The following is a 25,549-nucleotide window of genomic DNA, read 5'->3' as shown; positions in this document are numbered from 1 at the left end:
ATGACTGTTACCGAAGTTTATCTAAGTAAATGTCAGCACATTTTACAAACTATTCAACAACAACAACCCCAAATCCAACAAGCCGCTCAATGGTTTTCCGAAAGCATCCTTGCAGGACGGATGGTACACGTTTTCGGTAGTGGCCACAGCCGAATCATGGTCGAAGAAATGTGGCCTCGCTACGGCTCTTTTGCGGGGTTTAACCCCATCGTGGAGTTGTCTCTTACTTTTCACAATTTGGTGGTGGGTGCCAACGGGCAACGTCAAGCCATGTTTTTGGAAAATGTTTCGGGGTTAGCCGACCGTATTTTGCGGAATTTTGACTTGTCTTCTCAAGATACTGCCTTGGTAATCTCGTCTTCGGGCACCAACATTGTTCCCGTTGAAATGGCCGAAATTTTCCAAAAAAATGGCATTAAGGTCGTTGCTTTAGTAACTAAAGAACACTCCGAAGCCAGTTCATCAAAGCGTATGGATGGAAAAAAATTAACCGATTTTGCCGATTTGGTACTCGATACAGGCGCACCCGTAGGCGATGCTATGGTTACGGTTGATGGCCTTGACACACCCGTTTCTCCTGGTTCGACGGTAGGCGGGGCGGCGATTGTCAATTGCCTTAAAGCCGAAACTGCCCAACTTCTTACCCAGGCAGGACGTCCACCTAAGGTGCTAAGTGCAGCGGCAGTTGTCGGTAGCGAACGCGCCGTCGAACTGTTTGAAGCAGCCTACGATGAGCACGCCCACCGCCTTGCAAAAATGTACCAACACGTAGGCGTCCCTAGCTATGTAAGTGATTTACTCTAACGCCATGACCCTAAAAATTCGTCCCGTACTCCCAACCGACAAAGAAGCCCTTTGGGCCATTATTGAGCCCGTGATTCGGGCGGGAGATACGTACATGTACGCGCCCGAATCGTCGCGCGAAAAAATGCTAGGAATTTGGTTTGACCCCGAAAAATATGCGTACGCCGCCGAAGAAAACAACAAAATCGTCGGCACGTTTTTTCTAAAAGCCAATCAGCCCGATTTGGGTAGTCATGTGGTCAACGCGGGGTACATGGTTCATCCCGATGCCCGTGGGCGAGGCATTGCTGAGCAAATGTGCCGCTTCTCACTCGTTGAAGCCAAGCGATTGGGTTTCCTTGCCATGCAATTCAACTGCGTGATTTCGACCAATACCACTGCCATTCGGTTGTGGCAAAAATGCGGATTTGCAATCATTGGCACTGTTCCCAACGCTTACCAGCACGCCCAACTTGGGCTCGTCGATGCCCATGTCATGTACCAATGGCTATGAAGAAACAACACGAAACCCTAAACAGTAAACCCTCAAACCTAGAAACATGCAACCTCATCCGATAAAAACCACTGTCGTTGGCTCGATGCCTTTTCCTGGCTGGCTCGAATTTGCGAGCATGAACCTCGACAAGTTTGGCCCCGCCGACATCGCCGAAATGATTGACGATGCCGTGATTACGGCCATCCACGACCAAGTAAGCGCAGGACTCGACGTCATCACCGACGGCGAACAAACCCGTCTCGACTTTAACCTGTCGTTTTATGGTTTCATCAACGGAATCCAGAACGATAGCTCAGAAACCCGAAAATACGGCCCACCTGCCCACGATCAACGCGGCAAAAACAGCATTGTTGAGCCCCTAACAGCGCCCAAAGGGCTTGGAGTGGTGGAAGAATACAAACGGCTCAAACGCCTTGCCCCCGAAGGCCAACGCGTTAAAATGTCGATTCCTGGGCCTTATACGTTGTCGGGGCGGTTGAATCCAGGGCATTTGTACAAAGACCGCTGGGAAGTGACCGAAGCTATTTTGCCCCTTGTGCGGAAAGAAATTGAAGAATTGGTGGCATTGGGCGTTCCCGAAATTTGCGTGGATGAGCCGTCCATGAGTTGTTACGCTTACCGCGAAGATACCCAACGATTTGTCGATATTTTTAACCGAACCGTTGCGCCTGCTGTCGGGAAAACGCGCCTTTCGATGCACCTCTGTTTTGGAAATTACAAAGGCCGTTCGGTGGGTAAAAAAACATTAGCTCCCATGCTACCCGATTTTTTGGACATGACTGTCGATGAACTTCATTCCGAAATGACCGTCCTCAACTTTGCCGATGTGCATCTTTTGGAACGATTTGCCGAAAAACTGGACGTAGCAGTGGGCGTCATTGACGTTAAAAGTTATTACATCGAAACGCCCGAAGACGTCGCCGAGCGCATTCGGAAGGTATTGCCGTACGTTCCTGCCGAAAAACTAGCCGTTGCCCCCGACTGTGGAATGAGTCAGACGGCGCGCTGGGCGACTAAACAAAAATTAAAAGCCATGTGCGACGGCGCCAAACTCGTCAGAGCCAGTTTGTAGAGGCTATGCCTCATTTACGACTTACAAAGCGATTTCCTGTCACATAAAAACGGTACGGTAAATCGGCGCCTTGCGTAATGCCGATTCGGGTGGTAGTCATCATCTCAAACTCCTCTAGTACAGAAGGATAAATCTTTAAATTACCCGCTAAAAGCGAAGTACCGTTATGTTCTTCGATACTAATCCCCATGGCTTTCACCAATTTAGCAGGGCCGTTGCATACGTGTCGAAGGGAGAGTGCAGAGTGTCGAATAGGTTTCTCTTTCGACATTCTACCCTCTGCACTCGACATTCCATACCCTCTTCTTTCTTCCATAAGTTCAATACCTTCGGTTGGTTCCAAGGCCCGAATCAACACCGCCTCCCCCACGCCTTCGTCACCACTTACGATGTTGACACAATAGTGCATTCCGTAGATTTGATACACATAAACTGTTCCCGCAGGGCCAAACATTGCGGCATTTCTTTTTGTTTTCCTTCGGTACGCATGACACGCGGGGTCGTCAGTTAGGTAGGCTTCCGTTTCAACGATGATGCCAGCCGTAGTCCCGTGTGGGCTTTGATGAACCAACGTACAACCAAGCAACCTTTGGGCGAGGGTTAACGTATCGTATTTTTGATAGAAGTCGAGCGTAAGTGGCTGCATAAAACTTAATAACTGGTTGGCTACTACCTGTTAGTAGATTTTTAGATACATTTGATTTTAATACTAGTCCTTAACCAAAGTAATGCGCAATTTCGTTGGGTTTCTTCTCGTTTTATTGGCCAGTTTTGGTTCCGCATACGCCCAACGTATTTACGGTGGACAAATAGACCGTCGTACCATCAATAACAATATTCCTTATGCTTACGGGGTAGGTTGCACTTTTTTTACGGACAAAGCAGGCTACGACGCTCTTCCCGCCCAGCTTCGGTTTGGGGTGTATCGTAAAAAAGACAATCAACTCATGCAAGAATATACGGCCGACAAAAGTAACGATGTCAGTGCTTCAAGTTTCTCGGTATCTTGTGATAAAAGTAAAAAAGTCGAGTATTTATTTGTCCGCTACAATTACAATTTGGTCTTAAAACCCCAAGATTTTAACGACCCAGAAGGCTACTACATTGTAAACAGCCCCGTTGGCCCGCGCAATCCCACTGACAACATTGTTTCATCGCAGATTGTTCTGTACCATTGGTTTTCACCCGCTTATTTATGGGAATATTTTGAGCCTGCCGAAGCAGGAAAAACCACCCCGCAGTGGGTGCCCCAATCGTACAACTTTTTTTGTGCCAACCAAGAGACCAACTTTAGCCTTCAGGTGGTTTCAGAACCACTAAAATCTGGGCTCACTCGGTCAAGCTTTAATTTAGTTGTCTCAAATATCGCCCCATTTACGGGAGCCAACGGCCCAATACCTTACCAAAAAGTGGAATGGAAAGCTGGCTTTTCAGAAAATCAGATGCTCCCAGGAGGCAACTTCGTTCTCCCTCCGCTTGCCCCTAATATTTTTACGAGTCAGGGTCTTACCAACATTCTTGTTTCGGCCAAACCTACCAAAGCTGGTGTCTATTCGATTGGTTTTTTGCTCCAACACAGTCGCTCGGGAGTAAAACTCAGCGAAACCTACCGCGAGTACCAAATTGAGGTCGAAGAATGTGTGCCTATCCCCCCCGCAGTCATTCGCGTCTCCGAAGTTGGGCGGCCAAACATAGCAGCGCCTACCACCCTCTGCGAAGGGAAATCGGTACAACTCAACGCAGGCGCCAATCTTCCAAACACGTCATTTGAGTGGTACAAAGATGATCAACTGCTGGCGGGTAACAAAGACTCGGTATTGATTGTCAAAAACCAAGGCAATTACAAAGTAAAAGTCACCCGAAAAAGTGCATGTAGCGCAGGAGAATCGTCGGTTACAGCCATTAAGGTTGTACCCAATCCAAGCGTCGTTGCTACCTCTTCCAATCCATCTGGGCTATTTTGTCCAGGCACGCCACTCACGTTGACAGCAACCTCCTCCGAAAAAAACGCAACGTATCAATGGTTGCTCGATAGTTTACCCATCCCCAATGCCACCAACAGTTCTTTGGTTATCAACCAAATAGGAAACTATTCAGTCAAAATTACCGACGCTAACAATTGCACAGGCCAATCTAAACCCGTTGAAATTAAGGCATTTGCTGCGGCTTCGATTGGGATACAGCCCATTCCTGTACGGTGTGGTAGCGATACTACTGCCCTCATGTTGATTGCCACGCCCGCAGGTGGTATTTTCAGCGGAAAAGGGGTTGTTGCCCCCAATAAATTTGTTCCACAACAAGCAGGGGCAGGAAAACACGAAATCACGTATTCGCTCAAACAGGCTGGTACGTGCGTAGATGGTTCGGCCACACACACAGTCGAAGTCTTAGCAGGGCCTACTTTAGAACTTGGCACCGACCAAGATTTAGCCGAGAATGGCAGCATTCAATTAAACAAAAATGGCGGCGTTTCGGGCTACACCTACCAATGGAGCCCCCCCACTGACCTAGACAACACGCAAACGGCCTCTCCGACGGCTTCTCCCGACAAAACCACCACCTATACCCTCAAAGTAACCGATGCTAATGGGTGTTTTGCTATCGACAAAATTACCATTGGCATCATGAAAGGCGTGCATATCCCTGACGCCTTTAGCCCCAACGGCGATGGCGTCAATGACACTTGGCTCATACGTGGTTTGGAAGAATTTCCCGAAGCGACAGTCACGGTTTATAATCGCTGGGGAGAAGCTATTTTTTATTCTGATTCAGCAAAAAAAACCGTGTTTGACGGCTTTTATAACGAAGCACCTTTGCCCGTTGGAAACTATGCTTTTATCATCCAAACAGCCCCACAAGGCCACGCTATACGAGGAAAACTGGTGCTGATTCGCTAGGCCAACAACTCCAAAATATCTTCTTTACTCAATGACTTCACGAACCCTTCTTCGTTGGTAATCAACTCATTGAACAGCTTTTGCTTGCTTCGTTGTAAGTCCAATATTTTCTCTTCTACCGAGTTTTTGGTAATAAATTTATACGTAAAAACTGTGCGCTGCTGGCCAATTCGGTGAGCACGATCAACGGCCTGGGCTTCAATCGCAGGATTCCACCAAGGATCTAAAATAAAGACGTAATCGGCGGCCGTTAGGTTGAGCCCTACCCCACCCGCTTTTAACGAAATCAAAAACACCTTCACCGATTCGTCTTGCTGGAACAACTCCACTTGCGCTTGTCGATTGACAGTACTGCCGTCGAGGTAAGCGTACTTAATTTTTTGATGATGCAAGGTTTTTTCCAAAATAGCCAAATGACGCACAAATTGACTAAAAATCAACACCTTATGCTCCCCGCTGACCAATTCTTCCAGTTTCGCTTCAATCTCTTCTAGTTTACCCGATGCTCCGTCGTACGTTTCGTCCACCATGCGGGGGTGATTGGCCAGTTGTCGGAGCTTGGTTAATCCCTGTAAAACAACCATTTGCGACTTGGCCATTCCTTCCTCTTCGATGTGTTCCAAGATAAAATTTCGGTAGTACGACTTAGTTTCTTCGTAACGTTTTTCTTGTTCTTCCGACATTTCACAATAATGAACACTTTCCACTTTTGGTGGCAAGTCGAGCGCTACCTGCGATTTGTGCCGACGAAGCAAAAACGGTTTAATCAGGGCATATAGCTTTTGGGTACGTTGCCCATCGTTTTGTTTTTCTATCGGTACCTGAAAATGAGAACGAAAATACGACTGGCTACCCAAAAGCCCAGGGTTGGCAAAGGTCATCTGAGTCCACAAATCCATCGTTGTGTTTTCCAACGGTGTTCCCGTCAAAATCAGTCGAAAATTCGATTCCAACTGCATCACGGCCTTTGTCACGTGCGACGAAGGGTTTTTAATCGCCTGCGATTCATCAAGTATGATGTAATTGAAACGGTAATATTTAAGAAGCTCAATATCAATGCGAACGATGCCGTAAGAAGTCAGAATGAGGTCGTAATCATCAAAACGAGTCGTATCTTTTTCGCGGTAAGTACCTTTATATACCAACACCCGCAGCTGCGGCGTAAACTTTCGCGCCTCCAATTCCCAATTGTACAACAACGACGTTGGCATCACCAGCAACGACGGTCGGTCGGCGCCCATTTCTTTTTGTCGCTGCAACATGGCTAGGGTAGTCACGGTTTTTCCAAGCCCCATGTCGTCGGCCAAACAGCCCCCAAAACGGTACTGACTCAAAAAAATAATCCAATCGTAACCTGCCTTTTGGTATGGCCGCAGCGTTCCTACAAACGCCTCAGGAAGTGGCTGCTCATCTATCTCATCAAAATCCCGCAATTTTTCTAATTTACGATTCATCACCACCTTGGCAAGGCTATCTTCGGCATACTCTTGCACCAGCGCTAGGTGGTATTTTCGGAGCGTAAGCTGATGGCTTTCGGCATCGTATTCGGTAAAAGCAAACAGTTCAGAATACTTCGTCAACCATGTTTCTGGAATGACCGCCACTTCCCCGTTGGGTAAAGTAAACTCCCGTTTTCGGGCTAAAATCAGGTTTTTGAGCTTCACAAACGGAATTTCAAATTCCCCAAAACGCACTTTGGCATACACATCAAACCAATCCCGCGATTCTTCAAACGTAATATCAATCGACGAATAACCCAGAAAATAGCGTTTGGCACTTGAGCCCGTTGCTGTTTGCTGCAAAAGAACTCCTGCATCTTTCAACGTCACATTATTCGCCTGTATCCACTCAAATGCCTGATTTTTAGACACAACACTACGACCTTGTCCCATCACCAATCCCCATTCTTTGAGGCGATGAAGGATATTTTTCTCAAACCCAACGTTGCGTCTTACTTTATGAAAAATGTAATCATCACCTTGTTTTTCAAGGCTCACGTTGGCATGATTGGCGAAACTGTCAAACTTAAAATTGAACTGACCGTACTGAAACGACAACTCAAAAACCACTTGGCTCTGGTCATAATCTTCGGTTACTAAGGCAGACTCTGAGTTGTCCTGCGCATTGAACATCGTCAACGACCCAGATTTAACCGACGTCGTTTGTTCAGTAATCGTCAACACAGGCACCACCGACTCCTTTTCGTACCTGATTTCGAAGCCTTGCCCTTGGGCGTAAACCTCATAACTAGCAATCAGGGGAGCAACAAATTTTCGATAATATTGCTCTTCCACATTTCGTGGAATAATGATATGATTCTTTGAGAGAAACGGACGGATTTTTTTTCCGTCCACGCTTTTATCAAAATGATACAACTTGTTGTCAATCAATAACCAAGCTGGTTCATCACAAATCAACATGGCGTTGCGATGCCTAATTTGGAGCCGCTCTGTGTCGTATTTTAGAATAGGGAAATAATGCGTATTTTCTTCGTTTCGTACAAAATGAAAAAACACCTTGGCTTTGTCAGGCATTCGTTCAATGGGCATCCATGCAGGGTTATTATCGCTCCCCATCACATATACCCGTTTCCCCGCCAACTTGTCAAGAATCTCAACTTTTCGCCGCTCAATGTAATCACTAATGGTCTCTTGCAGCAATTTATCCCCTTTTTGGGGGTCATATACCTTTTGGAAGAAGTCGAACGCCGACAGTTTTTTGGGATTGAATTTCTTGAGAATGTGATCTTGCTGGGTATCTTCAATCAACTTAACCAACTCAAAATCAACAGTATCCAAACCAGCCGCGAATTCATTGACATTTTTGGTAGAGACAATCTGATTCAGCAGCGTCAGTTCATTTTTAGAATTGATTTGGACCATATACGAACCAAACAAATACCCAAGATACTGATGCTGAAACAGCGAGTAAACAATCGCAAATGGCTGACTTGTAGAGACTTTCATACACTCCTAAATGCAGTACAAACACCTTAACCAAGCGTTCATCATCCCCAAAATGGTAAGGGCACTTTTTGAACACTTACAAAGATACAAGTCAAAACCAACATAGCAAATTGAAGATAAAGGCCATAAAAAAAGCGGCCTAAGCCGCTCTCTATATCATCGTAGGTTTTTAGTGAGAAAAGTCAACGTCTATAATCTGAGTGCAAATATCTGTAAATCCTAAACGAAATTATTATTCGTTTTTTGCCTTAATTTGTGCTTAATTATCATTTTGATACAAAGTGAGCGATAACCCGCGACAATCAAGCATGAAAACCGAGTACGAAAATATCACTCCCGACCGAGGCAGTTCGTTCAAAGTACTGCATTGGCGCTCGCACGAAGACCGTTTTTTTTGGCACCAACACCCCGAATACGAGATTGTGTATATCCATAAAGGCTCTGGAAAACGGCACATTGGGCAGCACCTTTCGCATTTTGAAGAGGGAGAATTGATGTTTATTGGCCCCAACGTTCCTCACCTTAACTTTGGATACGGTGCCGACTACGAACATGAAGAGATTGTGGTGCAGCTACGCGATACCTTTCTTGGCGAATCTTTTCTTCAAAGTCCTGAATTACAGGACATCAACCGCCTCTTTGAGTTATCTAAAAAGGGGCTTAACTTTTTTGGTGAAACCCGACAGGAAGTCGCTAATCTTATGCTTACCCTTCCTCATCTCAGTCACTTTGAACGCCTGATTCAACTGTTGATTATTTTGCAAAAACTTGCCACCTCCAAAGAGTATAATCTACTAAAAATCAACGGCATTAGCTACGAACATAGCCACCGCGAAGAAGCACGTATTCGGCAGATTTATGGGTACGTTGAGCAGCATTATCAACGCGAAATAGATGTTCAAACAGTGGCTGATTTGGCCAACCTAACGGTGCCGTCGTTTTGCAGGTATTTCAAAAAAATCACCCAAATGACCTTTACCGATTTTGTCAACGAATACCGCATCAAACAAGCAAGTAAACTGCTCGTTCAAAACCAGTCTGTAACAGATGTGTGTTACAGCAGCGGTTTCAACAATCTTTCGCATTTTACCAAAACCTTCAAGGCTGTGACGGGCAAAACACCCCGTGAATACAAGAAAGCCAACGATTTGCTCTAAATCGTTGGCTTTCATTTTGATCGGGTTGTAAGCAACCCTTTTCACGGTTTTCGTCGGGTTGTGAGCAACCCTCTTCACAGTTTTCGTTGGGTTGTGAGCAACCCTTTTCACAGTTTTCGTCGGGTTGTGAGCAACCCTCTCCACCGTTTAGCAACCCTCTTCACAGTTATTGTTTTGCGGGGATTTTGGCTTTTGCGTCCTCAAACACCTTTTTCTTCGTTTCTAGGTCTGTCTGCGACGTTGCTACATCTTTCTGATTTATTTCTAAATCTTTCTTGAGGTTAGCGAGTTCTTTTTCGGTTTTTTCAATGTCCTTTTTGAGTGATTCGCCTTTGCGAGTTAGTTTAGAAAACGACTTCTCCGACTCTTTCATGGCTTCTTCAGCCACGCGCGCATCATCATACAAAATGGCATCTTCGGCAAATTTCTTCAAAAATGACTCCGCTTCTGCGTAGCCTTTGGTGCCTTGTGTCACGTACGAGCCATTTCCCAAATCCAAGTAAATGAACACTTGTGAAAGCCCTTTTTTGGACGAAACTTGGCTCGATAAATTGATGGGCGACGACGAAACACTGCTGATATTGGCCGACGGTGCCCGATACACTCCTCCGCGAGAGCTACTGACTTTGCCGTATTGTTTCAAATACGACTCCCAGTATTGGCCCAAGTATTTTTCCTCAATCTTGGTTGTGACGTAAAGTCCCTCAAAAGTGGACTTGTCAATATCTTGTTTACCAGGCAATACCGTCTGTGCCTGTGTTGAGTAACCAGCCAACCAGCCTAAAATAGCTACTATTAGTACTTTTTTCATTGTTTTCTTATGTTTCTGTTGTGACGCAAAGTACAGGCTTTTTGTCACGATTTCATACGATTAAAGTCATTTTCTGTTCTGAGTATCGAGCTATTTTTATCGAACGCTAGAAGTTACGGCTGTAAGTATTTACCTTTACTTCAAAATTAAATTCTCTAAACCTCCATTAATCATTGTGAATCCTGCTAAAAAAATTCGTTTCGTTAACAAAGACAAAAACCAATTTTTCTCTACCCTCAAAAAAAGAGTTGATGCGTATTTCAAAGATCAAAATCTTTCCAAGTATTCCAACACGACGCTGATTGTCAAAACAGTAGTACTTACGGCGATTTATGTCGTTCCATTTTGTTTGTTTTTACTCTTCCAGCCTCCGTTTGCGGTAAGTATGATGTTGTGGGCATTGATGGGAATTGGGCTTGCTGGAATTGGCATGAGCATCATGCACGATGCCTGCCACGGTGCTTACTCCAAAAATGAAGTAGTAAATGAGTGGATGGGTTCTATTTATCTGACCATGCTAGGTGGCTCGCCTTTCAATTGGAAGTTGCAGCACAACGTGTTGCACCACATGTATACCAATGTTATTCATTTTGATGAAGACATCAAAGACAAACTCGTCCTCAAGTTTTCGCCACACACACCCGTCAAGTCTTTCCATAAGTTTCAGTGGCTATACGCTTTTCTTTTTTACGGAATCTTGACCCTCTACTGGGTAACTGCGAAGGACTTTGTTAACTTTTTTACTTATACTGCCAACGGGGTCAATACCAATACCCGTACTCAAAACATCATCATTTTGAGTAAAATTATCTTGGCGAAAATCGGCTATTTCGCCGTTTTTCTTGGGATTCCTTTGTTCGTATTTGAAGTACCAACCCAAACTTTAATCGCGGGTTTTCTACTCATGCACTTTATTGGCGGGATTATTTTGACGACGATTTTCCAACTAGCCCATTCTGTAGAAGGAACTACACACCCACAACCCAACTCGAAAGGGGAAATTGAAAATGATTGGGCAATTCACCAGATGAACACAACGGTCAATTTTTCACGCGATAATAAGTTGCTCTCGTGGTACGTAGGTGGGCTTAATTTTCAGGTAGAGCACCATCTTTTCCCAAAGATTTCGCACGTACACTACCCTGCTATCTCGCACATTGTCAAAGAAACCGCCGAAGAGTTTGGGATACCATACCTTGAAAATCCTACGTTTGCCGTAGCATTACGCTCTCATATCACAACCTTGCATCAGCTTGGTCACTTACCTGACCTCAACGAAGCATTTGGATAACCACGTTTTGCCACGTCAACCCTCTAATGCAGGTTTGACGTGGCATTCACTACAACAAGTCGTTTTTGAAGGCATAAGCTACCAAGCCCGCCGTGTTTTTAGTCCCCGTTTTTTCGAGAAGCCGTAAGCGGTGTCCCTCCACTGTACGAGGACTTACAAATAATTTTTCGCTAATTTCGAGCGTAGAAAGCCCTTCACAGAGTAGCTGCAACACTTCCATTTCACGGGGCGAAATTTGAATTTTGCTGTTAAACAATGGGGCTGGCGGATTGGCACGGGTAATTACTTTACGGTGCAGCGCTTTCGACACAAAATCACTGTAATAAAAACCATCCGCCATGACGCGCCGTATGGCATTTTCTACTTCCCCTGGCTCCGAGTCCTTCAACAAATACCCATTGACACCTTTTTCCAACAAATGAATAATAAATCGATCTTCCTCGTGCATCGACACAATGATTACCCGTAGATTGGGAAAATGTTGTTGGATTTGCTCCGTCGCCTCTACCCCATCCATGATGGGCATTTGTAAATCCAACAACGCAATGTCAGGGGTTACTTTTTCTAAGAGTTCCAACAATTCTTTTCCGTTTGCCGCCTCACCAATCAACTCAAAATCAGGAATTTGATTCAACATTGCAGTCATCCCTTTACGAAAAAGGTTGTGATCATCGGCAATCACGAGTTTTATCTTATTCATCTGTCCGTGCTGTAAATGTATATTACTTTGCTGTTATTTTTTCGGGAGAAAGCGGCGAGTTCAAGGGCGTAAACTTAGGTAACCTCACCACCACTCGGCATCCTTTATTCAGACCTGTTTCGTAATCAACTTTTCCGTTGATTACGCGCAATCGCCCCTCAATGCTATCAAGTCCTAACCCAGGTGATGGCCGCAAACGCACATCATTGAGATCAAACCCCAGTCCATCGTCCTCCACAACAATGCAAAATTGCCGCGGAGGGAGCTCAATCTGTATATGCACATTTCGACCATTCGAATGCTTGAGGGCGTTGTTAATCAGTTCTTGTACTACCCTATAAAGCATCAACTCAGTACGAGGTGCCAACCGAAATTCTTCATCGCCCAGGCAATCAAACGTCACTTTCAAGGCATGATGGGAGTTGCTTCTGGCCGCAAACTCCTGAATGGCAGCTGCTAACCCAAATCGCTCTAAAGTAGTAGGAACTAACTCGCGGCTAATACGACGAACATGGCTAATGGTTTCGTCGAGGGCTTCGCGTACTTGTTGGGCGAGGCGTTCGGCTTGTTCTTTTGAGCCCAACTGGCTATACAACGCATTGAATGTTAGCTTTGTAACTGACAAAAGTGCCCCAATATCATCGTGTAAATCTTGGGCAATGCGCCTCCGTTCGGCTTCCGTAGAGGCCATAGAGACCTCTAAGAGTTTCCGTTGAAACTCCGCCTCCATATCTTTGACGCGTATTCGCTGCTCAATCTGTTTGCGTTGGTAATACATCACAAACACGACAATGAACATTGCCATGATAAGCATGATACTTGTCCCAATAACAATGGCATAAGACGGCTCCATAGTGAAGGGGCAAAACGACTGGCGTTATATACAGTCAAAAATACGGAGAAAAACGAGGGAAGCTATATTTTTTTAGTAAACGGCATATATTTCTCTTTCCTATAGCCAAAAGCTCTAACTAGGCCGAGGTTTCATATACCAAACTGAAAACGTCAAGAAGATATTTAACACAACTGATAACAAGGCATCTACGACCCAATATTGGTCTCTGGATGCCAAATTATTAAAAGTGTAATTAATAAAAATGTATGAAAATATTGTTCCAGAATAATAAAACAACGCGCCCGAACTAAACCAAAACAAGGGGGAAGAACCCAGTTTGGGCACTGTTAAATATTTTAACAGCTCAAAATAGTAAATAAGAATTAATAATATGGTAAAACCGCCCGAAGCATGATACGAAAAATTATTAAAACTTACAGTCTTAACGTCCAACAATGACGGCAAATCCAAACAAGCTATCAATATTGAAACGAACAACAGCAACAGAGCAAGCCCTTTAAAGTAGCGGTTTTGAAAGGTTAAATAATACAAAACCGCTACTAAAACGAAACTAATTAAATTGTACCAGTTATAGATATAAATGTTAAAAACGCCTATTTGTGCTAAAATAGACGTTAAACCATTTCTCAATAACGTTAGCAGTACAAACCCCAGAATAATCTTATTGGTCTTATCCAAATGTGAGACTTTTGTTGTCTTCAATAACAACAAAGCAAAAACTACTGGAATTAGTACACTAAAGTCTGCTAGATAAGAAATAAATCGTTGAATCATCCTTTTTATGGATTACAGAAATTGGGACAAGGAACTCCCCCGCCAGCACCGCCTGGCTCACCTTCTCCATCTTTTTCGCCAGTGGTGTCAATTTTAAATTTCATGTCGCGACCAAGGCCATCAACGCCAATCTGTACGGGCACCAAAAACAAGCGCGGCTGTTCATTCCCTACGACCGAAAAGTCGATATCACCCTCTTTATTTTCGGGTGCGTGTCCATAATAAATCCGAATCCCGTCGCAGCCATCTACTTTGAGCAGTGTCTCAAGTATCTCACGGCTAAAGTATTCGGCTTTACGTAGGTCTTTTTGGCCTTGGTGTTTTGCCTCAAAGTTTTTACGGCCCTGTGCAATCTCTTTGACAGAGAATATTTTACCAGCTTTTTTCATGAAGTTTGTAGGGTATTAGTTGTGGAACAAGGTTGCAAGATATACTGTTGACCAAGGAAGTCCAAACCGTTAAATAAATTTTGACAGGTAGAGTTACGCAACAAAAAAACGCGTATTTCTACGCTAAAATTTATCAGCTCTAGCCGCGACCTTTGTAACGGGTTTGGTTGAATTAGCACTCAATAGTGCCAACTTTTTCTCATAGGTTAGGTTAGAAGGAAAAAGCCGAAAACACTTGTTTTCGGCTTTTTTAGGTCTAAAGCGAAAAAAACAGTCGCTATTATTGGCCTTTGGCGGAGAAAGATGTTTTTTTGTGCAACTTACGGTTCTATCACGCCGTCACGTCTTTTTCCTCGATTCATGAACAAAAAAATTCTACTCTATTCGTCATTAAGCGCATTGCTTTTTGCTTTTTCATCCACCACATTTGCCCAAACCACCGCCCGCCTCGTCTCTTACGTAGATGTAGCAGGTGCGTGGAACACCGCTACCTGGTCTGCCAATGCTCAATATCATCAATACTTAAAAATTGACCGAAAGGGCTTATTTCAAGTCGGTTGGGGCATACGGGGTACTCATTTTCGCGGCAATAACCTCCCTTTTATTACTGCCCCCGCGTCTCAATCTCGTGGAAAAACGGGCTTCAGCGCCTTGAGTGCCCCCTTGCTGCTACGAAACATTGATACATTGCAAGTATCGGCGGGTATCACTTCCTTCAATTTTAACTTAGGAATACAGCTTTCTGTTTTTGATAAGGTAGATATTGGCGTAAATGCCGACATTCTTGGACTGGCCTTCGGAGGCAAAAAATCAGGCTTTTATTCTTCAACAACGGGGTATAACAAAGTAGATTCGCTCAATTTGCACCAGACTTATCAGCAAGCAAAGCCGACTTCGCCCAATGTACAACTCCTTGGCGACAATGCCGTTGGCAATCTTACGACCGAAATTTATGCCCGTTTACACATCACCGAACGGCTGGGGTTAAAAGCTGGCTATGTCTTTAATACCAACGAGTACCGCACGTCCAACAAACAGCTTGTGGCCGATGTTCGCCGTTTTCGGTATCGTTCAGATATGTTTTTGGTAGGAGTTACGTTTAAAGTACTTCGGTAATCTAACTTCCCGAAAGCTTAGAGCTTTCGGGAAGTTGAGCTAATTCCCTAACAACCTTCCGAAAGAGAATAACCTTCCCGAAAGTTTTTAACTTTCGGGAAGGTGTGCTAATAAGCTTTTAGACTCAAATCCAAGCTCTTGATTTGGTGGGTCAAAGCGCCGCACGAAATATAATCAACGCCCGTCTCGGCTACGGCACGCAGGGTTTCTTCTCTAATTCCCCCCGAAGCTTCGGTAGGGTATTTTCCAGCCACTCGTTGAACCGCCGTGCGAAGGTCATCAAGGCTAAAGTTGTCGAGCATGATACGTTGAACCTGTCCAATCTGCAACACTTGTTCTAACTCCGCAAGATTACGCACTTCAATTTCAATCTGTAGCTGTCGCCCCGTGCGTTGCAAATACGCATTAGCTTGGTTAATAGCGGCCTCTATTCCTCCTGCATAATCGACGTGGTTGTCTTTGATAAGAATCATGTCGTACAACGCGTATCGGTGATTCACAGCTCCCCCAATTTTAACCGCCATTTTTTCAAATAGGCGAAAATTAGGCGTCGTTTTGCGCGTATCAAGTAGTTTGGTTGGCAAGCCGTCCAAAAGACGTACCAGCGAATGGGTGTAAGTAGCAATACCGCTCATTCGTTGCATCGTATTGAGTACCAGCCGTTCTGCTTTCAGAATTGACTGAGCATCTCCACTGACATGAAGCACGATGTCACCTTTTTTGATGGCTTGCCCGTCATTGATAAACACTTCTACTTCCAACAGCGGGTCAACTTCTTCAAAAATGATTTTGGCAACCTCAACACCTGCCACAATACCGTCTTCTTTTACGAGCAAGCGCGCCCGTCGCTCCGCATCACGGGGGATGGTCGAGAGCGAAGTATGGTCACCATCGCCTACGTCTTCAGCAAGGGCCAAACGAATGTAATCACGTATATCCATACCGCAAATGTGCGGGTTTTCGGGAGAATAAAAAAGCAAAGGGGTGGTTTTTCAGAACAGCACTTTTTGCAGCACCACCATGCCTCGAAGCTCTGCACGTAGCCGACAAAACACTTCATCGTCAAGGCGTGTTGTCGCTATTTTCACAAAACCTGCTTTTTCATAACTCTGAATCGTTTTTAGGGACGAATCCATCGCCATTAACCAAACCTTGTTAATACCCCATTGACGCGCTTGTTCATCTACCCAAGCCATCGCTTTTTGCCCCAACCCAAGTCCCGTTGCTTCTTTGAGAAAATAGATTTTTTCGAGGTACAAAAACGACTCTTTCGGCTGATTTTCAAAGGGTGTTTTGTGTTTTACAAGTTTAAGAAAACCCACGTTTTCGCCGTTGAGCCGCACTGCAAAATACAATAAATCTGGGTTTTCAAAATCCGCCTTGAGCGCATTGTCTCCGAAGCAGCGTTCCATGTACCATTCAATCCCTTGGGTATCATACCACAAATGGGTATAATGAGGAAAATAAGTTCGAGAACCTAAATCTTGGATGGTCTCAAAATCATTAAGTTGCTGAATATCAAAGCTGTTTTCTATCATTTATTCCGTAATTTTTCGGCGCATGGCTTTGGTGTCTGACTGCCGTTGTTTTTCTTTCAGACGTTTTTCAATCACTGCGGCAGAGGGTTTGGTGGCTTTGCGGGGCTTGGCCACTTCAAAGCACTTTTTGATAAGTTCGTTAAACTTTTTGACTACTTTATCCCGATTGGCCAACTGAGAACGTTCGGTTTGGTGCGTCAACACCAGCACGCCTTCGGTTGTCAGGCGATTGGCTAGTTTTTGTAGCAAAAGCGCGCGTTCGGTTTCGGTCAGTAGCAGCGATTGCGAAACGTCAAAACGCAGCTCAACTTTGGTCTCGACTTTATTGACATTTTGCCCTCCCTTGCCTCCACTGCGAGCAGTTTGAAAGACAAGTTCGGAATGGAGTTTTATTGGGTCAAACATGGTTAATTTCGTTGAAATTTTGCACAAAAATAGCAGTTTGCGGCGCAAAGATTTGATAGAATACGACTTTTCAGTAATTTGTCGCAACCAACACTCTTCCCAGCGTTATTTTATTTGAACCGATGGCACCTTTTGAGCGATTTTTAAAACTTCGACGGTTTGTGTTAGCCGAGCTTTCGCAGCAGCTCTCACCCAAACTTACCTACCACGGGATTCACCACGTCCGTGATGTGCTATCGGTTTGTCGTCAGTATATTAAACGGCTTTCGCTCAGAGAGCCCGAGGCCGAACTATTACTCACTGGCGCCCTTATTCACGATATAGGCTTTACCGAAACCTATCAGGGGCATGAAGAGAAAGGCATTGAAATTGCCAAGCGACTGCTTCCCAATTTTGGCTTTACCAGTATTGAAATTGTGTTTATTAATGGGCTTATTATCTCTACCAAAGTCCCTCAACAACCGCTAAATTTAATCGAACAAATCTTGTGCGACGCCGACTTGGACTATCTAGGACGTAGCGATTTTAACCCCATTAGCGAAAGTTTATTTCAAGAACTTCAAAACATGGACATGCTCCATGACCGCAAAAAATGGGACGAAATTCAGATCAAATTTTTGGAATCGCACACGTACCATACTCCCTTTGCCAAAAAATACCGACAACCCAAGAAGGAACAACGGATTAAAGAAATCAAAGAACGGCTTCTGGGGTAAAGCGCAAGCATTGTTATGTTAGAGGAGAATTCATTAAATTTGGAAAAACTATTTTCGTTATGGCTTCAACAACTTTTGACCTCATTGAAGAATTTCAATCCGAAGATATTATGTCTGTCAATCACTCACGCCTTATTCACCGAATTGGGGTTGCTCTTGACAAATACGACGCAGAGTATGATATTTTTCCTGAACTGGAATTAGAACTCTCTACTGGCAAGTGTAAACCTGACATTTCGGTTTTCAATAACCTACCCGTTGATTGGCTCAACGACATTATTTTTTACAATCACCCTCCCATTCTAGCCATTGAAATTCTTTCGCCAAAGCAAGCATTAACCGACTTAACCCAAAAAGCTTTTGAGCTATATTTTCCTGCGGGAGTCAAAAGTGTCTGGCTTGTTTTGCCTTCCGTGCGCATGATTATCGTTCTTACCCCTGATGGTCAAAGAAAGACTTACACCGACGATGTACTCCACGACCCTGCGGTCAATTTTACATTACCTTTAGCTTCTATTTTTCGGAATTAAAAACCGTTGGGTGTACGAAACTTTGCTACAAATGTTGCGCCTCTCCGAGGCTGTTTTGAATGACTCAAAATTTTTGATTAAATCTACAAATGTTACGCCTCTCCGAGGCCGTTTTGAATGACTTAAAATTTTTGATTAAATCTACAAATGTTGCGCCTCTCCGAGGCCGTTTTGAATGACTCAAAATTTTTGATTAAATCTACAAATGTTACGCCTCTCCGAGGCCGTTTTTTTAATGCGTTTAACCTGGATAAAGCGCAAGCATTGTTATGTTAGAGAGCGTTTATTCTTTCTTCAGTTTTTCTCGCAATTGCAACAATTCGTCGCGATAACGGGCAGCTTCCAAGAAATTGAGTTCTTTGGCGGCGGCTTCCATTTTGCGTTGTGTTTCCGCAATTAGCTTTTCCAATTCGGGTTTTGCCATGTACTGCACCACTGGGTCGGCAGCTACCCGAACCTCCTCTGGTTCTACGTAATAACGTTTTGCCGATGGTTTTGAATCGGCCACCGACGTTTGTTCCATGATGGCCTCACGGCTCTTGAAGACCGTCTTGGGCGTAATTCCGTGCTCCGTATTGTACGCCATCTGAATCTCTCGACGGCGATTGGTTTCTTCAATCGCCTTTTGCATCGAGCCCGTCATTCGGTCGGCATACATGAGCACTTTTCCGTTTTCGTTTCGAGCGGCCCGCCCAATGGTTTGAATGAGCGAACGAATATCCCGCAAAAAGCCTTCTTTGTCGGCATCCATAATTGCCACCAACGACACTTCGGGCAAGTCCAACCCTTCCCGCAAAAGGTTTACTCCTACTAGCACATCAAATGCCCCCAAGCGCAAATCACGCAAGATTTCGACCCGATCAAGGGTTTTTACTTCCGAGTGAATATATCGTCCTTTGATGCCTACCCGCTCCAAATACTTGCTCAGCTCTTCTGCCATTCGTTTGGTCAAAGTAGTAACCAAAACGCGTTCATTTCGCTTGACACGTTTGTCGATTTCTTCCAACAAATCATCAATCTGATTGAGGCTCGGACGCACTTGAATTTCGGGATCAAGCAAGCCCGTTGGACGAATAATTTGCTCTACTACCACGCCATCCGTCCGTCGAAGTTCGTAATCGGCAGGAGTTGCACTCACAAAAATCGTTTGTCCTGCCAAGTTTTCAAACTCTTGAAAGGTCAGCGGTCGGTTGTCCATCGCACTTGGTAAACGAAACCCAAAATCGACCAATGACTCTTTACGGGAGCGGTCGCCGCCCCACATTGCACGAATTTGGGGCATCGTCACGTGGCTTTCATCCACTACTAGCAAAAAATCTTCGGGGAAATAATCGAGCAGACAAAACGGCCGTTCGCCTGGTTTCCGATTGTCGAAATACCGTGAATAGTTTTCGATACCCGAACAGTAGCCCAATTCGCGCATCATTTCTAGGTCAAACTCCGTTCGTTCACGAATGCGCTGGGCTTCCAGCAACCGCCCTTCTTTTTCAAAGTAAGTAATTTGCGCCACTAAATCGTCCTGAATATGGCGAATGGCATTTAGTAAAACGTCCCTTCCTGTCACGAATAAGTTGGCAGGAAAAATGGCCACCATCTTTTCGGACGATATTTTTTTGCCATTGGTGGGATTAATACGCTGAATTTCCTCGATTTCATCACCAAAAAAAATGATACGATAAGCAAAATCAGCATAGCCTGGATAAATATCGACCGTATCGCCTTTTACCCGAAAGTTTCCCCGTGCAAATTCGGCTTCCGTCCGACTGTAAAGAATTTCAACCAAACGAAACAGGAACTGATTGCGGGTGATTTGTTCTCCAACGCCTACCCGCACGATACTTTTTCGATATTCTTCAGGGTTTCCTGCTCCATAGATACACGACACCGACGCCACCACCAATACATCTCTCCGCCCCGACATCAACGATGACACCGTCGAAAGCCGAAGTTTATCAATCTCTTGGTTAATGGCTAAATCTTTCTCGATGTAGGTATTGGTCGTTGCAATGTAAGCCTCGGGTTGGTAATAATCGTAGTAGCTAATGAAGTACTCGACCGCGTTGTTGGGAAAAAACTGTTTAAATTCTCCGTACAACTGCGCGGCGAGGGTTTTGTTATGGCTCAACACCAGCGTAGGGCGGTCGATCTGCGCTACCACATTGGCAACGGTAAATGTTTTTCCCGAACCCGTTACCCCAAGAAGTGTTTGAGAAGGTTCGCCGTTTTGAACACCTTCCACAAGCTGTGCAATGGCTTGGGGCTGGTCTCCAGTAGGTTGATAGGTGGAAATGATTTTAAATGGCATATTAATAGAAGAGGTATAAGCCTAGATAACACCCAAAATAGCCACAAAAGTTCTGTTTTTCAAAGACAACTTACACCCCCTTAAAAAAAACATGGCCCCGTTCCAATGAAACGGGGCTAATGCCAAATTACCCTACTCTATTATATTAATTATTGTTTACACAAGCATCGTGCCAAAGTTATCCCAAAAACTGGACAATTTTTTATTCCGCTACCGCAACGATTCCCCACCGCCGTTAGTTATGTTCCATATACTCTCTTTTTATCACTATGGCGGAAACTGTTTTAATTACTGGCGGAACGGGCATGATTGGCCGTCGTCTTACCACCCTACTCCTTGAAAAAGGCTATCAAGTGGCCTATTTAAGCCGAAAACAACAAAACAACCCAAACGTCAAAATTTACCGTTGGGATATTGAAAAAAATTTCATCGAAGAGGAAGCCCTTCGTAAAGCCGACTACATCATCCATCTCGCTGGGGCTGGAATCGCCGACCAACGGTGGACTGCCAGTCGTAAGCAAGAGATTATTCAAAGCCGTACCAAAAGCATTGAACTGATTGCGCGCAAACTTCAAGAGCGCCCCTACCACGTCAAAGCTTGCGTGTCGGCTTCGGGGATTGGATTTTATGGGGCTGATACGGGTGATGTGCGCGTGTCTGAACAAACCCCTTCTGGAACTGATTTTGTGGCCCACGTGACGCGGCATTGGGAAAACGCCGTCGAGCTAATTGACAATATTGGGATTCGCACGACAAAACTCCGTACGGGCATCGTTCTGAGTACGCAAGGAGGAGCGCTGCCCAAAATTGCGCTGCCCGTTCAGTGGGGCGTAGGTGCGCCACTTGCTTCTGGCAAGCAGTGGACGTCGTGGATACACATAGACGATTTGTGCCGAATGTACATCGAAGCCCTCGAAAACCCTGCTTGGCGGGGAGCCTATAACGCCGTAGCGCCCACGCCTGTGACGAACGCCGTCCTCACCCGTCAAATAGCCGAAGTGTTAGACCGCCCGCTTTGGTTGCCCAACATTCCAAGTTTTGTGCTCAAAGCCGTATTTGGAGAAATGGCCAACTTAGTCATTGGAGGAAATTACGTGCTTAATCACCGAATCAAGGCCGAAACCAACTTCGCTTACCAATTTGAAGACCTAAAAAAAGCCCTCAGCCACCTGTACGAAAAGTAAATTCTGGGTCAGTAAGTGAGGCTTATTGAAAATGATTTTTTACTTTTGAAAAAGTACGCTTTACCCAATATGATTGAACGTATTCTGACTAAGTATTCAAACCACTTTGTATCCCGTCATCTCATTTTAGCGATTGACGGCGGCGTGGTTATTGGATCCTTTGTCATTGCCTGTATTTTACGATTCAACCTCAATGTTTCCAACATTAATTGGAAATTGTACAAGTACTATTTGGTGGCGTTATTGGTCAATCGCTTGCTTTGTTTTCTTTATTTTCGGTCATATACGGGCATCGTTCGGCACAGTAGCGTTGAGGATGCTTCGCTCATTTTTAAAGCCACGACTGCAAGTAGTATCTTGACCATCATTGGTTCTACTTTTTTAAGCCATAGCACCGACAATGCGGTTTTTTATATCCCGATTTCAATACTCATTATCGAGTATTTCATTTCATTGTCGGTGATGATTTCGAGCCGTTTTTTGGTTAAAAATATCTACAAAACCCTGATTGCCAATGCTCCTGGCGAGAAGGTCAATGTTCTGATTTATGGAGCGGGTACGCTTGGAATTTTGACCAAAAATACCCTCCTCCGCAATCGGCACAAAAAATATACAATTGTCGGATTCATTGATGATAACCCTTCTCTTAGTTTCAAAACCGTTGAAGGGGTACCCGTTTATCCCGAAAGCGAAGCCATAAAACGCTTTGTGGAAGACGAAATCACCAGCGACCTAGAAGTCGTTTTGGCCATTCATCAAATAAAACCTCACCGCAAAAACCAAATCATCGAACGGTTTTTGAAAAAAGACATCATCGTCAAAGTCGTTCCATCCATGTACGAACGACTCAATGGCGACCAGCTTCGTTCGGACGACATTCGTAACATTCGGATTGAAGACTTGCTCGAACGTGACCCTATTCTACTTGACAATCAAAACATTATCCGCCAACTTTCAGGACAAACTGCCCTTGTAACTGGCGCGGCGGGGTCAATTGGTAGTGAGATAGTTAGGCAACTTATTCGGTTCAAACCAGAAACCTTGATTCTTATCGATCAGTCCGAATCAGGGCTATATGACCTTGAAAACGAACTGAAACAGCATTTCCGCCGCTTCCTCGACGATGCCACGCGGGTGATTGTGCAAGTAGCCGACGTCACTGATGAAGTGCGAATGCGGCATATTTTTCGTCAATATACGCCCCAGTTTGTGTTTCATGCCGCCGCGTACAAACACGTTCCATTGATGGAAGAGCATCCTTACGAAGCCGTAAAGGTCAACGTTTTTGGCACAAAAATCATCGCTGATTTATCCGTTGAAACCAACGTCAGAAAATTTGTAATGATTTCAACCGACAAGGCCGTCAATCCTACCAACGTGATGGGCGCGACCAAGCGGCTGGCGGAAATGTATGTCCAAAGTCTCAATCATCGTTTTCTCAAAGGTACCCGCTTTATCACCACCCGTTTTGGCAACGTACTTGGTTCCAACGGCTCCGTTGTGCCCCTTTTTCAAAAACAAATACGAGCAGGCGGGCCTATTACGGTGACTCACCCCGACGTCATTCGGTATTTTATGACCATCCCCGAAGCCTGTCAATTGGTGTTGGAAGCAGGCAGCATGGGCAACGGTGGAGAGATTTTTGTATTTGACATGGGCGAGCCTGTTCGCATTGCAGACTTGGCCCAAAAGATGATAAAATTGTCAGGATTACGAGTCGATAAGGACATTCAGATTACGTACTCAGGACTGCGTCCAGGCGAAAAACTCTACGAAGAACTCCTCAGCGACAAAGAACATACCCTGCCAACCTACCACCCCAAAATTCAGATTGCCCAAGTCGATGAGCAACCATTTGGGGAAATTTCGGCGGCGCTACAAGACCTCAAAAAAGCACTTCGGGAGGGCGATAAAGCCCTAATGGTGACGTACCTTAAAACGGTTGTTCCTGAGTTTATCAGTAACAATTCAGAATACGAAGAGCTTGATGGTCTGGAATTGAGCTAAGTCAATCAATGAAACTATTTACTGTTCCCCAAATTCGGGCATGGGATGCTTACACCATTGCTCACGAGCCTATTTCGTCGCTCCAGCTGATGGAGCGCGCCTCTACTGCTTTTGTCAAGTGGTTTTGCGAACGGTTTGACGACCGTTGCACCATCAACGTCGTATGTGGAATGGGCAACAATGGCGGCGACGGCCTCGTCATCGGACGGTTATTACTCCAAAAATGCTACAATGTCCACATCTTTGTGGTTAAGCACAGTGCTGGAGGGTCAGCTGATTTTGAAGCGAATCTAGCACGGCTTCACCCAATGACAACCGTTCATTGGATCACAGAAAGCACGGACATTCCCCATTTCGCCCAACAGTCGTTGGTGATTGATGCCCTTTTAGGCTCAGGGTTGTCGCGTCCTACACAAGGATTTTTGGCCGAAGTTATTCAAAAAATCAATGATTCCTCGGCCACCATCATCGCAGTGGACATTGCCAGTGGGCTTTTGGCAGATACCCCCAACGCGCTATCGGACATCATTATCAAACCCGACTATACAGTTTCGTTTCAGTGCCCCAAACTAGCTTTTGTGCAGCCGCAGTCGGCCGAGTACGTAGGAGAATGGCAGGTGGTGGACATTGGGCTGAGTGCTGCGTATGCCGAAGCTACGGCTACTCCTTATTTTTTCAGCACGGCCTCCTTCATTTACGATTTTAAAATCTCAAACCGACGAAAGAAATACGCCCACAAAGGCTCTTTTGGGCACGCACTGCTCATTGGAGGCAGTTACGGAAAGATAGGCGCCATTGTGCTGTCTTCCAAAGCCTGCTTACGCTCAGGAGTAGGTTTATTGACGGTTCAAACTCCGCGTTGTGGTTACGACATTTTACAAACGAGTTTGCCCGAAGCAATGGCCTTGCCCGACTGGCATTGGATGGTCAATACCACTGTACCCAACATAGACGGTTATAGCGCCGTAGGAATCGGGCCTGGGCTAGGCAAAGACCCACTCACCCTTCAGCTCCTCCGCGAACTTTTGCCGAAGCTCACACAACCTACTGTTTTTGACGCCGATGCGCTCAATTTACTCAGTGAACACCGAGAGCTACTCACATTACTCCCTCCTAATTCCATTTTAACACCACATCCAAAGGAATTTCAACGCCTCTTGGGACATCCTTGGCAAGATGATTTTGACAAACTTTCTTTGTTACAAACATTTGCCCAACAACACCAAGTGATTGTCTGCCTCAAAGGGGCTCATACCGCGGTGGCATTGCCCAACGGCACCCTCTATTTTAATTCAACGGGCAACCCTGGTATGGCAACGGGAGGTAGCGGCGACGTGCTTACAGGTATCATCACGGGGTTATTGGCACAAGGCATTCCTCCCCATCAAGCAGCTATTTTTGGGGTCTATCAGCACGGAGCAGCAGGCGACCGAGCCGCCCAAAAATGCACCCAACCTGGCCTTATTGCTTCCGATATTATAAACGAAATGGGCTGGTAATTACACCAGCCCATTCGCTACGCTCTATTTTTCTAC

22 protein-coding genes are annotated in these 25,549 nt (G+C 45.1%); 12 read left to right on the top strand and 10 right to left on the bottom strand.

Translation table 11 applies throughout. The features are described from left to right. The 3 genes from AC23N5_RS09300 to AC23N5_RS09290 are packed head-to-tail and all read left to right on the top strand — an operon-like array spanning position 1 to position 2,372. Positions 1–804: a sugar isomerase domain-containing protein gene (locus AC23N5_RS09300; protein ID WP_487755338.1), complete on the top strand. Its 804-nt coding sequence runs from the start codon at positions 1–3 to the stop codon at positions 802–804. A 4-nt stretch (positions 805–808) separates the two neighbouring features. Beyond that, on the top strand, positions 809–1,297 hold the full coding sequence (locus tag AC23N5_RS09295; protein ID WP_487755337.1) for an N-acetyltransferase family protein: 489 nt from the start codon (positions 809–811) through the stop codon (positions 1,295–1,297). 46 nt (positions 1,298–1,343) lie between these two features. Beyond that, positions 1,344–2,372, top strand: coding sequence for a cobalamin-independent methionine synthase II family protein (locus AC23N5_RS09290; RefSeq protein WP_122931720.1), 1,029 nt, complete (start codon positions 1,344–1,346; stop codon positions 2,370–2,372). Positions 2,373–2,382: 10 nt separating this feature from the next. Here AC23N5_RS09290 and AC23N5_RS09285 read toward each other — a convergent pair whose 3' ends face one another. Further along, positions 2,383–3,018 carry a DNA-3-methyladenine glycosylase gene (locus tag AC23N5_RS09285; protein WP_487755336.1) on the bottom strand — a complete coding sequence of 212 codons (636 nt, stop codon included), beginning with the start codon at positions 3,016–3,018 and terminating at the stop codon, positions 2,383–2,385. Between the two features lie 82 nt (positions 3,019–3,100). Here AC23N5_RS09285 and AC23N5_RS09280 point away from each other — a divergent pair, with 82 nt between their 5' ends. Next, positions 3,101–5,269: a T9SS type B sorting domain-containing protein gene (locus tag AC23N5_RS09280; protein ID WP_487755335.1), complete on the top strand. Its 2,169-nt coding sequence runs from the start codon at positions 3,101–3,103 to the stop codon at positions 5,267–5,269. On the opposite strand, the gene AC23N5_RS09275 is transcribed toward AC23N5_RS09280, so the two are convergent. Further along, entirely contained in the window at positions 5,266–8,235 is a 2,970-nt protein-coding gene (locus AC23N5_RS09275) for a DEAD/DEAH box helicase (protein WP_487755334.1), read from the bottom strand. The genes AC23N5_RS09280 and AC23N5_RS09275 overlap by 4 nt on opposite strands. 308 nt (positions 8,236–8,543) lie before the next feature. Here AC23N5_RS09275 and AC23N5_RS09270 point away from each other — a divergent pair, with 308 nt between their 5' ends. Continuing rightward, entirely contained in the window at positions 8,544–9,392 is an 849-nt protein-coding gene (locus AC23N5_RS09270; protein WP_487755333.1) for an AraC family transcriptional regulator, read from the top strand. 166 nt (positions 9,393–9,558) lie between these two features. Here AC23N5_RS09270 and AC23N5_RS09265 read toward each other — a convergent pair whose 3' ends face one another. Next, entirely contained in the window at positions 9,559–10,203 is a 645-nt protein-coding gene (locus AC23N5_RS09265; protein WP_183973649.1) for a hypothetical protein, read from the bottom strand. A gap of 175 nt (positions 10,204–10,378) precedes the next feature. On the opposite strand from AC23N5_RS09265, the gene AC23N5_RS09260 reads away from it, so the two are divergent. Then, positions 10,379–11,494 (top strand): fatty acid desaturase family protein, encoded by a 1,116-nt coding sequence (locus tag AC23N5_RS09260; protein ID WP_487755332.1) that lies wholly within the window; start codon positions 10,379–10,381, stop codon positions 11,492–11,494. Between the two features lie 49 nt (positions 11,495–11,543). On the opposite strand, the gene AC23N5_RS09255 is transcribed toward AC23N5_RS09260, so the two are convergent. The 3 genes from AC23N5_RS09255 to AC23N5_RS09245 form a co-directional block, all read right to left on the bottom strand. Then, positions 11,544–12,194, bottom strand: a complete 651-nt coding sequence (locus AC23N5_RS09255; RefSeq protein WP_122931729.1) for a response regulator transcription factor — start codon at positions 12,192–12,194, stop codon at positions 11,544–11,546. Positions 12,195–12,216: 22 nt separating this feature from the next. Beyond that, positions 12,217–13,047 (bottom strand): sensor histidine kinase, encoded by an 831-nt coding sequence (locus AC23N5_RS09250; protein ID WP_183973645.1) that lies wholly within the window; start codon positions 13,045–13,047, stop codon positions 12,217–12,219. A gap of 782 nt (positions 13,048–13,829) precedes the next feature. Next, a complete protein-coding gene (locus AC23N5_RS09245) occupies positions 13,830–14,213 on the bottom strand; it encodes a hypothetical protein (RefSeq protein WP_487755331.1) in 384 nt (127 codons plus the stop codon). A gap of 360 nt (positions 14,214–14,573) precedes the next feature. Between AC23N5_RS09245 and AC23N5_RS09240 the strand changes: the two genes are divergently transcribed. Then, a complete protein-coding gene (locus AC23N5_RS09240; protein WP_487755330.1) occupies positions 14,574–15,329 on the top strand; it encodes a hypothetical protein in 756 nt (251 codons plus the stop codon). A 107-nt stretch (positions 15,330–15,436) separates the two neighbouring features. Here AC23N5_RS09240 and nadC read toward each other — a convergent pair whose 3' ends face one another. The 3 genes from nadC to arfB are packed head-to-tail and all read right to left on the bottom strand — an operon-like array spanning position 15,437 to position 17,272. After that, positions 15,437–16,270 carry a carboxylating nicotinate-nucleotide diphosphorylase gene (gene nadC / locus AC23N5_RS09235; protein WP_487755329.1) on the bottom strand — a complete coding sequence of 278 codons (834 nt, stop codon included), beginning with the start codon at positions 16,268–16,270 and terminating at the stop codon, positions 15,437–15,439. A gap of 51 nt (positions 16,271–16,321) precedes the next feature. Further along, positions 16,322–16,867: a GNAT family N-acetyltransferase gene (locus tag AC23N5_RS09230; protein ID WP_487755328.1), complete on the bottom strand. Its 546-nt coding sequence runs from the start codon at positions 16,865–16,867 to the stop codon at positions 16,322–16,324. Continuing rightward, positions 16,868–17,272: an alternative ribosome rescue aminoacyl-tRNA hydrolase ArfB gene (gene arfB / locus AC23N5_RS09225; protein ID WP_122931736.1), complete on the bottom strand. Its 405-nt coding sequence runs from the start codon at positions 17,270–17,272 to the stop codon at positions 16,868–16,870. 122 nt (positions 17,273–17,394) lie between these two features. Here arfB and AC23N5_RS09220 point away from each other — a divergent pair, with 122 nt between their 5' ends. Further along, positions 17,395–17,988, top strand: coding sequence for an HD domain-containing protein (locus AC23N5_RS09220; RefSeq protein ID WP_487755327.1), 594 nt, complete (start codon positions 17,395–17,397; stop codon positions 17,986–17,988). A gap of 59 nt (positions 17,989–18,047) precedes the next feature. Beyond that, the gene (locus tag AC23N5_RS09215; RefSeq protein ID WP_487755326.1) at positions 18,048–18,518 is read left to right on the top strand and encodes a Uma2 family endonuclease; all 471 of its coding nucleotides are present in this window, start codon (positions 18,048–18,050) and stop codon (positions 18,516–18,518) included. A gap of 283 nt (positions 18,519–18,801) precedes the next feature. On the opposite strand, the gene uvrB is transcribed toward AC23N5_RS09215, so the two are convergent. Next, a complete protein-coding gene (uvrB, locus tag AC23N5_RS09210; RefSeq protein ID WP_487755325.1) occupies positions 18,802–20,823 on the bottom strand; it encodes an excinuclease ABC subunit UvrB in 2,022 nt (673 codons plus the stop codon). 269 nt (positions 20,824–21,092) lie between these two features. On the opposite strand from uvrB, the gene AC23N5_RS09205 reads away from it, so the two are divergent. The 3 genes from AC23N5_RS09205 to AC23N5_RS09195 all read left to right on the top strand — a co-directional run bounded on the left by AC23N5_RS09205 (position 21,093) and on the right by AC23N5_RS09195 (position 25,513). Further along, positions 21,093–22,007, top strand: a complete 915-nt coding sequence (locus tag AC23N5_RS09205; protein WP_487755324.1) for a TIGR01777 family oxidoreductase — start codon at positions 21,093–21,095, stop codon at positions 22,005–22,007. Positions 22,008–22,076: 69 nt separating this feature from the next. Beyond that, positions 22,077–24,014, top strand: a complete 1,938-nt coding sequence (locus AC23N5_RS09200; protein ID WP_183973628.1) for a nucleoside-diphosphate sugar epimerase/dehydratase — start codon at positions 22,077–22,079, stop codon at positions 24,012–24,014. 8 nt (positions 24,015–24,022) lie between these two features. After that, positions 24,023–25,513 carry an NAD(P)H-hydrate dehydratase gene (locus AC23N5_RS09195; protein WP_487755323.1) on the top strand — a complete coding sequence of 497 codons (1,491 nt, stop codon included), beginning with the start codon at positions 24,023–24,025 and terminating at the stop codon, positions 25,511–25,513. Positions 25,514–25,549 lie beyond the last annotated feature (36 nt).

The sequence above is a fragment of the Runella sp. R5_40 genome (genome assembly GCF_057652295.1).
The sequence above is the reverse complement of the archived record's forward strand: the minus strand, read 5'-3'. Positions and strand labels throughout refer to the sequence as shown.